Annotated in this window: 14 protein-coding genes; 8 read left to right on the top strand and 6 right to left on the bottom strand. The window is 67.6% G+C overall.

The window, feature by feature from the left end; all coding sequences use genetic code 11:
• Positions 1-171: 171 nt before the first annotated feature.
• Positions 172-957 (top strand): SDR family NAD(P)-dependent oxidoreductase, encoded by a 786-nt coding sequence (locus NQ036_RS12215; protein WP_257046586.1) that lies wholly within the window; start codon positions 172-174, stop codon positions 955-957.
• Here the strand turns inward: NQ036_RS12215 and zapE are convergent.
• Positions 950-2,041 carry a cell division protein ZapE gene (gene zapE, locus NQ036_RS12210; RefSeq protein WP_257059306.1) on the bottom strand — a complete coding sequence of 364 codons (1,092 nt, stop codon included), beginning with the start codon at positions 2,039-2,041 and terminating at the stop codon, positions 950-952. The genes NQ036_RS12215 and zapE overlap by 8 nt on opposite strands.
• Positions 2,042-2,139: 98 nt before the next feature.
• Between zapE and NQ036_RS12205 the strand changes: the two genes are divergently transcribed.
• Positions 2,140-2,910 (top strand): potassium channel family protein, encoded by a 771-nt coding sequence (locus NQ036_RS12205; RefSeq protein WP_257046588.1) that lies wholly within the window; start codon positions 2,140-2,142, stop codon positions 2,908-2,910.
• Between the two features lie 10 nt (positions 2,911-2,920).
• Positions 2,921-3,988, top strand: a complete 1,068-nt coding sequence (locus NQ036_RS12200; protein WP_257059304.1) for a calcium/sodium antiporter — start codon at positions 2,921-2,923, stop codon at positions 3,986-3,988.
• Positions 3,989-4,032: 44 nt separating this feature from the next.
• Here NQ036_RS12200 and NQ036_RS12195 read toward each other — a convergent pair whose 3' ends face one another.
• Positions 4,033-4,845 (bottom strand): HAD family hydrolase, encoded by an 813-nt coding sequence (locus NQ036_RS12195; protein WP_257046590.1) that lies wholly within the window; start codon positions 4,843-4,845, stop codon positions 4,033-4,035.
• 56 nt (positions 4,846-4,901) lie between these two features.
• Between NQ036_RS12195 and rraA the strand changes: the two genes are divergently transcribed.
• Positions 4,902-5,369: a ribonuclease E activity regulator RraA gene (rraA, locus tag NQ036_RS12190; protein WP_257046591.1), complete on the top strand. Its 468-nt coding sequence runs from the start codon at positions 4,902-4,904 to the stop codon at positions 5,367-5,369.
• A gap of 18 nt (positions 5,370-5,387) precedes the next feature.
• On the opposite strand, the gene NQ036_RS12185 is transcribed toward rraA, so the two are convergent.
• Complete coding sequence (locus tag NQ036_RS12185; protein ID WP_257059302.1) at positions 5,388-6,263, bottom strand: tyrosine-protein phosphatase; 876 nt, start codon at positions 6,261-6,263, stop codon at positions 5,388-5,390.
• Between the two features lie 86 nt (positions 6,264-6,349).
• Here NQ036_RS12185 and NQ036_RS12180 point away from each other — a divergent pair, with 86 nt between their 5' ends.
• Positions 6,350-7,624: an MFS transporter gene (locus NQ036_RS12180; RefSeq protein WP_257059310.1), complete on the top strand. Its 1,275-nt coding sequence runs from the start codon at positions 6,350-6,352 to the stop codon at positions 7,622-7,624.
• On the opposite strand, the gene NQ036_RS12175 is transcribed toward NQ036_RS12180, so the two are convergent.
• Both NQ036_RS12175 and NQ036_RS12170 read right to left on the bottom strand, forming a co-directional pair.
• Positions 7,621-9,201, bottom strand: a complete 1,581-nt coding sequence (locus tag NQ036_RS12175; protein WP_257059300.1) for a carboxylesterase/lipase family protein — start codon at positions 9,199-9,201, stop codon at positions 7,621-7,623. The genes NQ036_RS12180 and NQ036_RS12175 overlap by 4 nt on opposite strands.
• Positions 9,202-9,246: 45 nt before the next feature.
• Positions 9,247-9,780: an adenine phosphoribosyltransferase gene (locus tag NQ036_RS12170; RefSeq protein WP_257059298.1), complete on the bottom strand. Its 534-nt coding sequence runs from the start codon at positions 9,778-9,780 to the stop codon at positions 9,247-9,249.
• A gap of 86 nt (positions 9,781-9,866) precedes the next feature.
• Between NQ036_RS12170 and opgC the strand changes: the two genes are divergently transcribed.
• Positions 9,867-11,015: an OpgC domain-containing protein gene (gene opgC, locus NQ036_RS12165; RefSeq protein ID WP_257059297.1), complete on the top strand. Its 1,149-nt coding sequence runs from the start codon at positions 9,867-9,869 to the stop codon at positions 11,013-11,015.
• Between the two features lie 5 nt (positions 11,016-11,020).
• Here opgC and NQ036_RS12160 read toward each other — a convergent pair whose 3' ends face one another.
• On the bottom strand, positions 11,021-11,521 hold the full coding sequence (locus NQ036_RS12160) for a GNAT family N-acetyltransferase (RefSeq protein WP_257046596.1): 501 nt from the start codon (positions 11,519-11,521) through the stop codon (positions 11,021-11,023).
• Between the two features lie 208 nt (positions 11,522-11,729).
• On the opposite strand from NQ036_RS12160, the gene NQ036_RS12155 reads away from it, so the two are divergent.
• Positions 11,730-12,239, top strand: coding sequence for a TRAP transporter small permease (locus NQ036_RS12155; protein WP_257059295.1), 510 nt, complete (start codon positions 11,730-11,732; stop codon positions 12,237-12,239).
• A gap of 28 nt (positions 12,240-12,267) precedes the next feature.
• Entirely contained in the window at positions 12,268-13,821 is a 1,554-nt protein-coding gene (locus NQ036_RS12150) for a TRAP transporter large permease (RefSeq protein WP_257059294.1), read from the top strand.
• Positions 13,822-13,844 lie beyond the last annotated feature (23 nt).

The raw sequence follows: 13,844 nt of genomic DNA, 5'->3' as shown, positions 1-13,844 counted from the left end.
CAACTGGTGGCACCGTGACGACGAACTACACGGTCAACCGGTCACCCCAGCACGCCCCAAACTGAGTCAAGCGGATTCCGGGAAAAATCTACCGAATCGCTTGACAAAGAACATAGGGACACCCCCCGTTAACAGCTGCGTACGCAGCATTTACGGAGAACAGGGGAAACCATGACACATACGCCTCGCTTCCAGGACAAGGTCGTCTTCATCACCGGGGGCGTCTCCGGAATCGGAGCCGCGGAATCCAGCCGCTTCCTGGCCGAAGGTGCCACCGTCGTCGCCGCCGATGTCTCACAGGCCAATATCGACGGCTTCACCGGCGGGCTGGATGCGGAACTGGCCGGACGCTTCCACACGATCATCCTCGATGTCTCCGACCCCGCAGCCGTGACAGCGGCAATCGACGGAATCGCCCAGGAGCACGGGCGCCTCGACGTACTCGTCGCCAATGCCGGCATCGGCCTGTTCGGCAGTGTGACGGAAACCGACGATGCGGGTTGGAACCGCATCATGTCGATCGACCTGGGCGGCGTCTTCCACACCGCCCGCGCAGCGCTGCCCCACCTCATCGCCTCCCACGGTTCGATCGTCTCCACCGCCTCGATCTCCGGGATGGGTGGGGATCCTGCGATGGCCGCCTATAACGCCGCCAAGGGCGCGGTCATCAATCTGACCCGCTCGATGGCCGTCGACTACGGCCACTCCGGAGTCCGCGTCAACGCCGTCGCCCCTGGGCCGGTGGCCACCCCCGCCCTGCAGCCGGTACTCGACTCCAAGCCCGAGGTCCGCGAGGCCTATGCCACCTCGATCCCCCTGGGCCGGGTGGCCCAGCCCAGCGAGATCGCAGCGGCAGCGGCCTTCCTCGCCTCTCCCGACGCCTCCTTCATCACCGGGGTGACTCTGCCGGTGGACGGCGGCCTGACCTCATGGACCGGGCAGCCCTCCTTCAGCTGAGCCGCCCGGCACCACGCTTTCCGGGCTGGAGTCGACCCTCCACCGCCGCCGCGCGCATGCCCTCCGCGGGCTGTTCGCGCAGCATGGCGAGCCGGCTCTGAGCCCGGAACATATCTGCCGGCAGCGCCCGCTCCATGTCGACGAACTCAGTCCGCGGCACACTGGCCACCACCGTCAGCATCCGATCGGCATCGACGAGCACATCGAGCAGATCCACCAGGCGCTTGCGCGCATTTCTGCTCATTCCGGAGACCGCCGGCACCCCGGTGACGACCCAGGCGTCGAACCGTCGGGCCAACTCGAGATAGTCCCCACTGACACTGCCGACCTCCAGCAGATCCGCGAAGTCGAACCAGACCTCCCGTCCGCGCACGGCCCTGGCGCGCAAAGCGTGGTGCGCCTTGAGCACGGATGTCGCCTCCTCCCCGGTCGGGGCGCGCAGACCGGCGGCGGTCAGTGCCGCGAGGCCGCCGTGCCCAGCAGGCGCAACGATCCAGGACCCGCGGGCGAAGCGCTCGGAGCCTGAGCCGGGACGCCGATAGTCCACTCCCCCGTCGAGCAGACGGACCTCGAAGTTCTCCCTGATCGTCCGGATGCCCGGCACTGCCACATGGTGGTAGAGCCGGTGCGGCAGGAGTCCCTCCGGTTCGTAGTTGGAGGTGATGAGCGTCGGAACCGAGCGGTCCACCAATTCCGCCAAGAGGTGATTGAGCAACGACGCCCCACCCGGATCGTGGATGTGCAGCTCGTCGAAGAAGCACAACCGGATGCCGTCGAGCAGCGCGTCCACCGTCTGTTCGATGGCACTGCGGCTGCTGCCCCGCCCGGCCAGTCCACGCTGCATCCGCTCGAAGAAGGAATGGAAGTGGATGCGCACCTTGGCATCATCGGGCACCGGTGCGGCAGCGAACGCCCGCCCCGCCAGCCAGGTCTTGCCCCGCCCCGCAGGGCCGTGGATGTAGTACCCGGCGGGTGCTCCGACGGTGGTGTGCCCACTCAGATAGCCCGATAGTTCATCCTGCAGGGCGACCTGCCCCGCATCGGGTTCCGGATCCGTCAAAGCCGCAGCTGGAACGTCATTCATATTCACAGGATAGCCTCAACAAACTATCCATCGCACTGTGAGGCGCCACTCGCCACACCCTTCAGAACCCGACCGGACACCGGCCATACGATGGACGCATGTACGGATCCCGCCTGGCCCGCTGGCAGCGCTTCACCGAATGGCCCCTGATGGCGGCGGCCCTCGTCTTCCTCATCGCCTATGCCCTGCAGGTGATCGACAAGGCCCATCCGCAGATCACGGCTGGTGCGGAGCTCGCCATCCGAGTGACGTGGCTGTTGTTCGCACTCGACTACCTGGTGTGCCTGTGCCTGGCCGAACACCGCCTGCGGTGGTTCGCCCGGCACCTGCTCGACCTGCTCATCGTCGCCCTGCCGATGTTCCGACCCCTGCGACTGATGCGCTTCCTCACCGTGCTCTCCCTAATCCAACGCGGGGCAGGGAACATGCTGCGCGGCCGGGTCCTCGCCTACACCGTGGGGGCCTCCCTGCTGACGATCCTGATCGCCGCGCTCGCAGTGCTCGACGCGGAGAACGGCCACGGTACGATCGACACCTTCGGCCAGGCCCTGTGGTGGGCATTCGAGACCATGACGACCGTGGGCTACGGCGAGTTCATCCCCGTGACCACCGCCGGCCGCATCATCGCCGCGGGCCTGATGGTCGGGGGCATCGCCCTGATCGGAACCGTGACGGCGACCCTGTCATCGTGGATCGTCGAACGCGTGTCCGCGGAGACCAACCGGGCCACGACGGCCGCCGAACACGCCACCGGGGCCCAGGTCGAGGCCCTGCGCGCGGAGATCGCGGATCTGCGCACTCTGCTCGAATCCCAAGACGCCGGAAAACGTTCTTCGGACTCTCCTCCCCACGTCCCGGGACCCCAGTAGGCTCGATACCATGATCGCCCCGATCCTCAGCCTGCTCATCGGCCTCACCGCCCTGATCGGCGGTGCCGAACTCGTCGTGCGCTCTGGCTCGAAGATCGCATCCCGCCTGGGCATCCCGCCCATCGTCATCGGACTGACCGTCGTGTCCATCGGCACGTCGGCACCCGAACTGGCCGTGGGGATCGATGCGATCCACGCGGGCACCGGATCCCTGGCGATCGGCAATATCGCTGGTACGAACGTCGTCAACATCCTGCTGCTCCTGGGGCTGTCCGCCGCTCTGCTCCCCCTGCCCCTGGACAGGCAGACCCTGCGGCTGGACCTGCCCACGATCGTCGTGGCCTCGCTGCTGTTCTGGGCACTGGCCGCCGACGGCACCCTGAGCACGTTCGACGGGGCGGTCCTCTTCGCCTCGGCCCTGGCCTACACAGCCCTGCTCATCGTCTATGTCCGCCGGCAGCGGGCCGCCGGCGCAGGGCCCGAAATCGCACATACGGAGGCCGAGGTCTCCGCCGGCCTCGATGCCCGCACCGGCCCGGTGCCCCTGGTCCCGGCGGCACCGGGCGACAAGGCTATCCCCACCGCTGCACGGACACGGACGACGAACGCCGGCCGCTGGTACCTGCCCGGCCAGCTGGTGTTGCTGGCCATCGGACTGTTCGTCATCGTCAAGGGCGCCGATTGGCTGGTGGGTGGAGCAGAGGAACTGGCGCGTGCGGCGGGGGTCTCCGACGCCTTCATCGGCCTGACGATCGTGGCGATCGGCACCAGTGCCCCGGAATTGGCCACAACCCTGCTCTCGACGATCCGCGGCGAGCGCGATATCGCCATCGGCAACCTGATCGGTTCCTCGACGTTCAACCTGACCCTGGTCCTGGGTGTCTCTTTGCTCGTGACCCCGGGGACCGTGCACATCGACCCCACTCTGGTGAGCCTCGACATCCCGATCATGGTTGCCGTCGCCGTACTGTGCATTCCGGTCTTCCTCACCGGCCGACGGATCTCACGGACGGAGGGGTTCCTCTTCATCGCCGCCTATGCGGTCTATCTGGGGTTCCTCATCGCCACCCGGGCCTGAGCCCCGGCTCCGCAGCGACGACGCGGAGTCGGGAGCCTGCAGGATCAGGCCAGCAGGTCCTCCACGATCGCGGCGAATCCGTCCTCGGCGTTCGACGGCGCCACGAGGTCTGCCGCTGCCCGCACGGCCTCGCCCGCGTTGGCGACCGCGTAGCCTGTGCCGGCCCAGGCCAGCATGTCGACATCGTTGAGACCGTCACCGAAGGCCACGACGTCGCTGCGGTTGATTCCCAGGTGGGCGCACAGCCGGTCGAGGCCGCTGGCCTTGGTCACTCCGGCAGCCATGAGCTCGACGAAGGGCGCGCCCGACAGGGTCATCTCGAAACCGCTCAGTCCCAGCCCCCTGGCAGCTGCGAACAGCTCGGCGGTGGAGACCGTGGCGTGGCGGAAGACCAGTTTGAGGCTGGCGGCACCCACCACCTCGGCCCGGGTGGAACCGTGCATCGTGTGCGGATCGCGTTTGTGATCGTCGAAACTCGACAGTGCGGCATAACCGGGCTCGGCTACGAATCCTTCGCCGGCGTCCCTGATCGCGCCGAAGACCACGCCGGGGACCCGGCTGGACAGGGCGGTGGCGAACGGGGTGAGGATTTCGGGGGCGGCCTCGACCGTGTACAGGACACGGCCGGTGGCCAGGTCGAGGCCGTAGGCCCCATTGCCGCACAGGGCCCAGGAATCGAAGCCGGTTTCCGCGCCGATCGCCCGTAGTCCATTGGGGTTGCGGGCGGTCACGGGCACCACGGGGACACCGGCCGCCCGTGCGGCGTCCAGGGCCGCCCTGGTCCGCGGACTGACATGTCCGCTGGGATCGAGCAGGGTTCCGTCGAGGTCTGTGGCAATGAGGCGTGGAGATGGCACCGGACCATCCTACCGCCGGCCGGACCGTGCCAGGGCGGGCCTGTAACCTGTCACACATGAGCATGACGACTGCCGACCTATACGATCTGCGCGGCGAAGAACTCGATTCCCTGTCCCTACAACTGGCATCCATCGGAGGACGTTCCAGTTTCGACGGTCCGGTGCGCACGGTGCGCTGCCACCGTGACAACGCGCTGGTCAAGCAGGTCCTCAACACCCCCGGCGATGGCGCCGTGCTGGTGGTCGACGGCGGGGGCGCATTGGAATCGGCCCTGGTCGGCGATCTCATCGCAGCCGCGGCAGCGGCCAACGGCTGGGCAGGGGTGATCGTCAACGGGGCAATCCGCGACCGCGCCCAGATCGGCGCGCTCGACTTGGGACTCAAGGCGCTCGGATCGAATCCCCGCAAGTCGGCCAAGGACGGCGCCGGCGAGGTCGACGTGCCCGTGACCATCGACGGGGTGCTGTTCACTCCGGGCAAGCACGTCTGGGCCGACTCCGACGGAGTACTGGTCGAACGCTGAGTGCCCGGGCCCGCCTGGCTAGGACACGAAGCGCTCCCCCAGCCGTTCCAGCGTGTCGTCTGCCAGTCCGAGCCCATCGACGAAGTAGCCGCGGATTCCGCCGAAGTCCTGGCGCACCTGGGCCAGTGAGGTCTCCAGGTACTCCGGTCTGACCTCGAGCATGGGCAGTAGCAGATCGCGCGGGATGCCCTGGGCCTCGGCGCGCTCCAGGTACCCCTCCTGCCTGGGCAGGTAGTCCACGTTCGTGGCCAGGTAGTCGGCGAGGACGTCATCGGGATCCGCGCCCAGCAGGAGCAGGAGCGAGGCCACCGCCCAGCCGGTCCGGTCCTTGCCCGCCGTGCAGTGGAACAGGGCCGCCCCGCCGGCTTCCGGTGCGGCGAGCGCGGTGAACAGCTCGCGGTAGGCGCGCCTGGCACTGGGCAGGATCACGAAGTCGCGGTACGACCGTTTGAGGTAGGCGCCCTCCGGTTGGGCGCGCAGAAAGCGGGCGACCTGCGCTGGGTCCTGGGAGGCCGATCCGGTGTGGGCTGCCGCGGAGTGTTCGCTGTCGGCCAGGACATCGCATACGCTCAGGCTGACCCCGGCCGGGTGCTTATCCGGGGCGTGGTCGCGCTCCGGGCCGGTCCGTAGATCGTAGACTCGTTCGATGCCCAGGGCGGTAAAGTCTGCGAAGGATTCCGGGCGCAGCCTGTTCAGCCCGGCCGAACGGTAGAGCAGACCCGATGCGATGCGTCCTCCGGCGACGGGGATGGAGCCCAGGTCGCGCAGATTGACGATGCCCTTGACCCTGCGCCGACGGTGGGCCAGGTCGGCGGGGTCCGCCGCATGCGGGCCCTCGTCGGAGGTCTGGGGCGTGGGAGTCCGGGTGGAACTGGGCTGTGGCGTCATCGTCATGTCTGTGAGCTTAGACCACGCCTGGCAGCTGCCGGACGTGGACTGGGTGTCCGCGCGGTTCGATGGCTTGATAACTTGGCGAAGTGATGAAACGCAATGACGCCGCTGTCCCTCCTGCCGCACGCCCGCCGCTGGGCCGGCAGGATCCCCTGTCCCCTCTGGTACCCGCCGGCCTGGTGGCCATCGCCGTGTTCGTTGCGGCGTTCAATCTCCGGCCCGCTGTGGCCTCCTTGGGAGCGGTGTTGGATCAGGCGGTGGGCGAGCTGGGCGGCACCCCCACCCTGGCCGGATCGCTCACCGCGCTGCCTGGCCTGTGCTTCGCGGTATTCGGAGTGCTGGCGGTTCCGATCGCACGGCGGACCGGTCTGACCGGCGCGTTGACCCTGGGCATGCTGATCGAGCTGGTGGGACTGGCACTGCGGCCCTGGGTGGGCGGCATCTGGTCGTTCGTGTTCCTGACCGGACTGTGCGTCATCGGCATCGCCGTTGGCAATGTGCTGCTGCCGGCCTTCATCAAGCGTCACGGCGGGGTCCGCACCGTGGCGCTCATGACCGTGTATTCGACGCTGTTGGGCGTGGGCTCGACGATCGCCCCGCTGACTGCGCTGCCGTTCGGGGCCCGCGCCGACGGTTGGCGCTGGGGACTGGCCGTATGGGCGATCGCCGGAGCCGTCCAATTGCTCGTGTGGGTCTTCGTCTGGCCCAGGGCCGGCTACGACCTGCCACCGGCGACTGCAACGGACAGGGCCGCCCACACCCGCATCTGGAAGTCGCCGACGGCCGTGGCCATCATGCTGTTCTTCGGTCTGCAGTCGATGAATGCCTATATCCAGATGGGCTGGCTGCCCACAATGCTCGGTGACGGTGGCGCTTCGGCATCCCAGGCCTCGCTCGCGCTGGCGATCACGGGCTTCATGCAGATCCTGGGCGGTCTGGTGATGCCGACGATCACCGCGCGGGCGAAGAACCTGTGGCCATTCACGGTCCTGTTCGCCCTGCTGATGACGGCCGGCTATGCGGGCATCCTGGTGGCGCCGGCTGCCGGTTGGCTGGCCTGGGCGGTGCTGTTGGGCCTGGGTGGCCTGTGCTTCCCCACCGCGCTGAGCCTGATCACAGCGCGCACCCGCGACCCCATGGTCACCGCGCGGCTGTCCGGCTTCGCGCAGCCGGTGGGCTATCTGCTGGCGGCCGCGGGACCGTTCCTGGTCGGCACCGTCCACGGTGCGATCGGCGGCTGGACGCCGATTCTGGTGGTCCTCATCATCCTGGGACTGGTCCTGGCCCTCTTGGGCTTCCGGGCGGCCAAGTCCGCCGTCGTCGACGACGAATTGGCCGCCCACTCGGCCGACGGCCGGGCCTAGTCCCCGGTGGCTCCCTGTACATAGGCCGCCAGGGCGGCGCGCCGGGCGGAGCGGGGATCGGACTCCACCCGCGGCTGCACATCGAGGATCAACGTGCGGCGTTCGCGCTCGTCGAAGCCGGGCCAGTCGCCACCTGGCTGCCCGGTCCGCGCGAAGGAGCCCCAGAGGTCCATCATCCGGGCGGAGAACCGCGCATCACGGCTGTCGCCGGCGGAGTCCCCCTCTGCCATGACCGTTGCCCGCGAGCGCCCGAAGACGTGGGGGATCTCGGCTCCGTGGGTCGCCCCGAAGGCACCGAACCGGGGGTCCTCCGAGACATAGTCGAAACGGTAGAGCCAGACCGGGTTGTGGCGCGCGTGCAGTTCCGCCGCGCACACCGTGGGGTACCAGAAGACCGCGTCACCGCCGAGTCGGGGCGCGTCGCGGGGGTAGTCGGGGTAGGCCGCGAGTACCTCGGGCCAGCCGGGTGCCGCGGCGAAGACGCGCTCGAGGGTCTCGGGCAGCACGGGGATCGTCTCCCCTCCCCCGGCCTGCGCTCCGATGGCGAACAGGGTGCCCTCGTTGTCGTTCGTGCCGATGAGCAGTGGCACCGCCGCCGCACTCCCATCGGCCAGTGCCGCCAGCGGTGCGCTCGGCAGTGACTCCCCGTCGACCACGGGTCCGCAGATCATCAGTCCCGGTGCCAGCTCGGGGGCCTGTTCGTTCAGGGCCTCGAAGGCCTGCAGGAGCTCGGCGGCCGAGGCCCGGGCCAGGCGCTGGGCGCGCTCGGCACTGCTCGTCTGATTCGTGGCGAGGTCGTCCAGCAGCACTTCTGCCCACCGGCCGGCCTGTTCGGCCGAGAGCATGGAGGCCGGGGCCGGGGATTGGGCTATCGCCCGGTGGAACAGCCCGTGGGCGTCGGGCATGGCCATCAGGGCGAGCACGGACATGGCTCCGGCCGATTCGCCGAACACCGTGACCGCTGCGGGATCTCCGCCGAAGGCCGCGATGTTCTCGCGTACCCAGTCCAGGGCACGGATCTGATCGTAGAGGCCGACATTTGACTCGAAGACGTGCTCGGGGCCGGACAGGGCACTGAAGTCGATGAAGCCGAAGGGCCCCACCCGGTAGTTGGGGCTGACCACGACACAGCCGGTGCGTTCGGCCAGCACCCTGGCATCGTAGTTGCGATTGACGCCGATGGCGAAGGCACCGCCGTAGATCCACACGAGCACGGGCAGGGGCCCGTGTGATTCCGTGTGCGGGGTGACGATCGTCAGGGTCAGACAGTCCTCGTCCATCTCCGGGTTCTCGCCCACTCCGCCGAAGGCCTCCGGCCTGGGAGTCTGGACGGGAGCGGGACCCCAGGAATCCGCAGTGAATACGGTCGTGCGCATTGCGGGCGGGACCGGCCTGCGGAACCGCAGCTCGCCCACCGGCGGGGCGGCGAAGGGGATCCCGTACCAGGCGTCCGTCGCCCCCTGTGCCAGCCCGCGCACGGGGCCCTCGGTCGTGTGTCGCAGGGGGCCGGCGGGGCTGTCCGGGGTCGGTGGGATGGGGTCGAAGTGCACGGCGGTGTCCGCCTTTGGATCGCTCATGCGTCCATAGTAGTGGGTCCCATCACACCTCTACACGGCGATCTCTCAGGCGCTGAACACCGTGTGCAGGGTGTCGTCGGCCAGGCGCGCCCGCCCGCCCAGGTCCGCGATCTCGAAGAGCACCGCGGTCCCCGCGTGCACGTATCCCAGCCGCTGCAGTAACTCACGGCTGGCGCGCAGAGTGCCGCCGGTGGCCAATACATCGTCGATGAGCAGAATGCGCGAACCGGCGGGCAGATCCGTCTGCATTTCGATGGTTGCGCTGCCGTATTCGAGCGTGTACTCCTGGTGCCCGGCCGGCCGGGGAAGTTTGCCGGCCTTGCGGATCGGGACCAGACCGCACCCGCACAGTCCGGCCGCCACGCCGGCCAGCAGGAACCCGCGGGCCTCCACGCCGGCAATCGCGTCGAAGGAATCGGCGAACGGGGCGATGAGTGCGGCTGCCGTGGCGTGCAGGGCGGGGCCGTCGGCCAACAGCGGCATCACGTCACGGAACACGATGCCGGGCTCGGGGTGATCGGGGATCGAGCGGATCAGGGACTGGGCGCAGGCGAGGGCGGGGGCTGTGGCTTCGTACACGCTTCAAGGATATCCCGCCCCACCACCACAGCCCGCAGACAGCCCGCTGCCAGTGTTACCCAACCGTTACCTTTACCATGGAGATGATGAACGACAAGGCGAACAGTGCAGCGGGCGGCACCCCACCGGACCCACAGCCCGCTTCACCCGTGCGCAGGCGGATCGTGGAGCTCGACCTGCTGCGCGGGTTCTTCGTCATCGTCATCATCCTCGACCACCTGCAGATGTGGCCCTCGCCTTTGTACCTACTCAGCGGCAAGGGCCTGTTATGGGGTTCGGCCGCCGAGGGCTTCTTCCTGGTCTCTGGCTTCCTCATCGGCTATATCCGCGCCTACAAGGGCCGGACCAAACCCCTGCGCGAACTCACCGTGGTGCTTCTGCGCCGGGCCCTGAAGCTCTACCTGTGGGGCATCGGCATCTCCTTGGCGATCATCGGCTTCACCCTGTTGGTCGGCGGGGATGGCCGCCTGCCCAAGCTGCCGACCGAGGACCAGCTGGCGACTCCGTTCGCCCTGTTGCGCCATTTGGTCACCATGGACGCGTTCAACGACTGGATCTACTTCTTGCGCCTGTACGCGGTCATGCTGGCCGTCACCCCGATCTTCCTGTGGTTCGTCCGCCGGCGCCTGGCCTGGCTGGCCGCCCTGCTCAGCGTGGCCGTCTACGCGCTGAGTTTCCTCCAGGAGATCCCCGATGCGGAACTGCAGTGGCAGCTGTACTTCTTCGGAGCCGCACTCATGGGCTATCGGTTCGAGGACGTGCGCGCCTGGCTGCGCGGGCGCGCCGGGTTGAAGACCGGTTTCGGCTGGACCCTTGTCGTCCTGCTCGTCACGACGACCAGCCTGAGCGGGCTGACGGTGCACGCTCCCGGGTTCTGGGATCGCATCGGCCTGTGGGATTTCTACCAGTGGTTCCAGCCCGCCACTGCCGATTTCTTCTCGAACAACCCGACGATGCCGGGCCGCGTGGCTCTGGCCTTCCTGTGGTTCGCGGGCTTTTTGGCCCTGTTCCACATCCTGCGCACTCCGTTGGAGAAGTACCTGGGCTGGCTCCTACTGCCCTTCGGCACCATGTCGTTGACTGCCTACTGTCTCCAGGCACTGGTTATGCCCCTGTTGGTGCTGGTCTTCGTGCCCCACGGGGTGGTCGTCAATACGATCCAGGGATTGCTGTCGATCGGTATCATCTGGTTCCTGCTGGGCAGGCGCAGCGTCCAGCGACTGCTACCGCAGTAGCCGATTCAGGCGCACAGGTCCTTGAGCAGGATCGCGATGCCCTCTCCCGTGCCGACCTCGCGGAACCCCAGGCGGGCGAACAGGCCGATGGCCGAGTTGGTCTGTGCGACACCGGCCGACACCCCGGTGGCACCGTTATAGCGCAGCAGCCCGAACAGCGCATGCAACAGCCGAGTACCCAGGCCGGAGCCCTGACTGTCCCGATCGACCGCTACCAGGAGTTCGGGAATCGTCTCGGAGACGAAGCCCGCACCGGCCTCGGCCGCAGGGAAAATACGCGCCCAGGCAGCGCCGAGCACCCCCGTACCATCGTCCGCGACGGCCAGCACCCCGATATCTCCCGGCCGCCCCCAGCCGGCCAGATAACCGGACAGCTGTGGATCGCGCAGGGCCTGCGCGGCGGTGAGTTCGGGACGGTCCAGCGACCAGTTCGCGCTGGCGGCGAGGAACGGTGCCAGCGACTCGCCGCCGGCCGGGCTCGGGTCTACGGGGAGGATCTTCACCATGTCTGCAACTGTAGTCGCTTATGAGCAGGCATCTAACATCCTGAAGAAACACAGAAACATACTTCTTGCACATAAAATGCATTTTCTATACTCTGATGCATTGTAGGTGACTCCGCTCTCCTGCACCTTTCGATCCAGTGGGATCATCGCCGATCCCGTTCCCACCCCCAGACCATCCCATCCCTCATGAAGGCAAAGGCGGCTTCATATGCAGCAGGCCCATTCCATCCTCAACCGGATCCTGTCCGCGTTGACGGCCATCGCGGTGGTCGCGATGATGCTCCACGTCATCGCCCACGCCCTGTCCCGGTTCCTCTTCTCCGCTCCCCTCTACGGCACCAATGAGATCGTGTCCTTCTGGTGGTTGCCGGCGATCGCGCTGCTGGGCATCCCCGCGGCCCACCTGCAACGCGAACACATCACGGTCACTCTGCTGACCGAGCGGCTCGGCCCCACCTCCGCCCGGGCCTGCCAGATCTTCGCCGCATGTGCCGGAGGGCTGCTCAGCGCCGGCCTGATGGTGTTCGGCCTCCGGGAGGCGATCGAGAAGATGACGATCGGCGCCACCGCCGGGGTCACCGAGATCACGACCTGGCCGGTGTACTTCCTGGTCCCCCTGGTGTTCCTCGTCATGACGCTGTGCTACGTCCTCGACGTCTTCGTCCCCGTCGACCGCACTGCGAGCGCCACCGTCGACCCCGCCGAATCGGCGCTCTGATCCCAACACGTACGAATCCGAGGTCCCTATGAACCCCGACGCAACGACCACGGCGAGCCCAGCCGACCGGTCAACCACTACAGGCACCGCCGGAACCGGCACCGGCCCGACCACCCTCCTGCCCAGGGCGCACCGCCGTGGCAGACCACGCGGCACCGGCTTCGCCGTCTGCCTGGTCCTGCTCACCGTCACCCTCATCGGCTTCTTCCTCTCCCCCACTGGCCCCGTGGCCGGACTGTGGTGCCTGGCCATGATGCTGGTGCTCATGTTCATGTCCGTCCCCGTCGCCCTGAGCCTGGCCATTCCATCGGTCATCGGCGTCTACGGCCTCTCCGGCATCCCGGCGACCGTCAACATCCTGGCCACCGCACCCTTCCACACCGTCTCGAAATGGTCTTACTCGGTCCTGCCCATGTTCATCTTCATGGGCATGCTGCTGGCCCAGTCGGGGATGGCGGCGAAGATCTACCGCGCCACAGACCGCTGGTTCTCCTGGCTGCCGGGCGGCATCGGCATCGGCACCACGGCAGCCGGAGCCGGCCTGGCGTCGGTCTCGGGATCGACCATCGGCATGACCTACACCCTGGGCCGCACCGGCATCCCCGAAATGCTCAAGGCCGGATACGACAAGCGCATGGCGGTGGGCACAGTCATCGTCGCGGGTCTGCCCGGGGCGCTCATCCCCCCGTCGATCCTGCTCGTGGTCTTCGCCGGTATCGCATCGGTTCCCGTCGGCCCCCAGCTCATGGCCGGCGCGGTACCCGGCATCCTCATCGCCGTGACCTTCGCGCTGTTCATCCTGCTCATCGGTTTCGTCAAGCCCTCCCTGGTCGGCAGACGGCCCGGCGCCGCCCGGGGCTCCACCGCCACGTGGAAGGAACGCTTCTCCTCGCTCGGGGAGATCTGGGGCTTCCCCGTCATCATGCTGGTCCTGTTCGGCGGTATGTTCTCCGGTGCCTTCACCCCGACCGAGGCCGGTGCCGCGGCCGCGTGCACCGCGATGATCCTGACCCTCATCCACACCCGTAAGGACAAACCGCTGGGCAAGGTGGCAGTAGCCGCCATGAACACGGTCTCGGCCACCGCCTCGATCTTCTTCATCATGATCGGCGCCGAGATGCTGACCAAGCTCCTGGCGATCACCGGACTGGCCCCTGCCATCACCTCGTACATCACGGGGCTGGGTCTCTCCCGCTTCGCCTTCCTGCTCATCCTGGTGCTGCTCTACCTGGTGATGGGCATGTTCTTCGACACCATGTCGATGATGCTGCTGACCGTTCCGATCCTGCTGCCCACCCTGTCCGCCATGGATGTCAATCCCCTGTGGTTCGGAGTGTTCGTCGTTCTACTGGGCGAACTCGGTATGATCACCCCGCCCGTGGGCATCCTGTCCTTCATCGTGCACAACATCACCAAGAACCCCGCGGTGAACCTGGGCCAGACCATCACGCTCAAGGACGTCTTCGTCTCCCTGACCTGGTTCCTGCCCGTTGCGGTCCTGTTCCTCGTCCTGATGATCGCGGTTCCCCAGATGACCGACTGGCTCCCCGCTCTGCTCGAACGCGCAGGAGGCGCCCAGTGATCAGCAAGTCCCCTTCCGAAAGG

The sequence above is a fragment of the Brevibacterium sp. 91QC2O2 genome (assembly GCF_024580695.1).
GTDB classification, from domain to species: domain Bacteria; phylum Actinomycetota; class Actinomycetes; order Actinomycetales; family Brevibacteriaceae; genus Brevibacterium; species Brevibacterium moorei.
The sequence above is the reverse complement of the archived record's forward strand: the minus strand, read 5'-3'. Positions and strand labels throughout refer to the sequence as shown.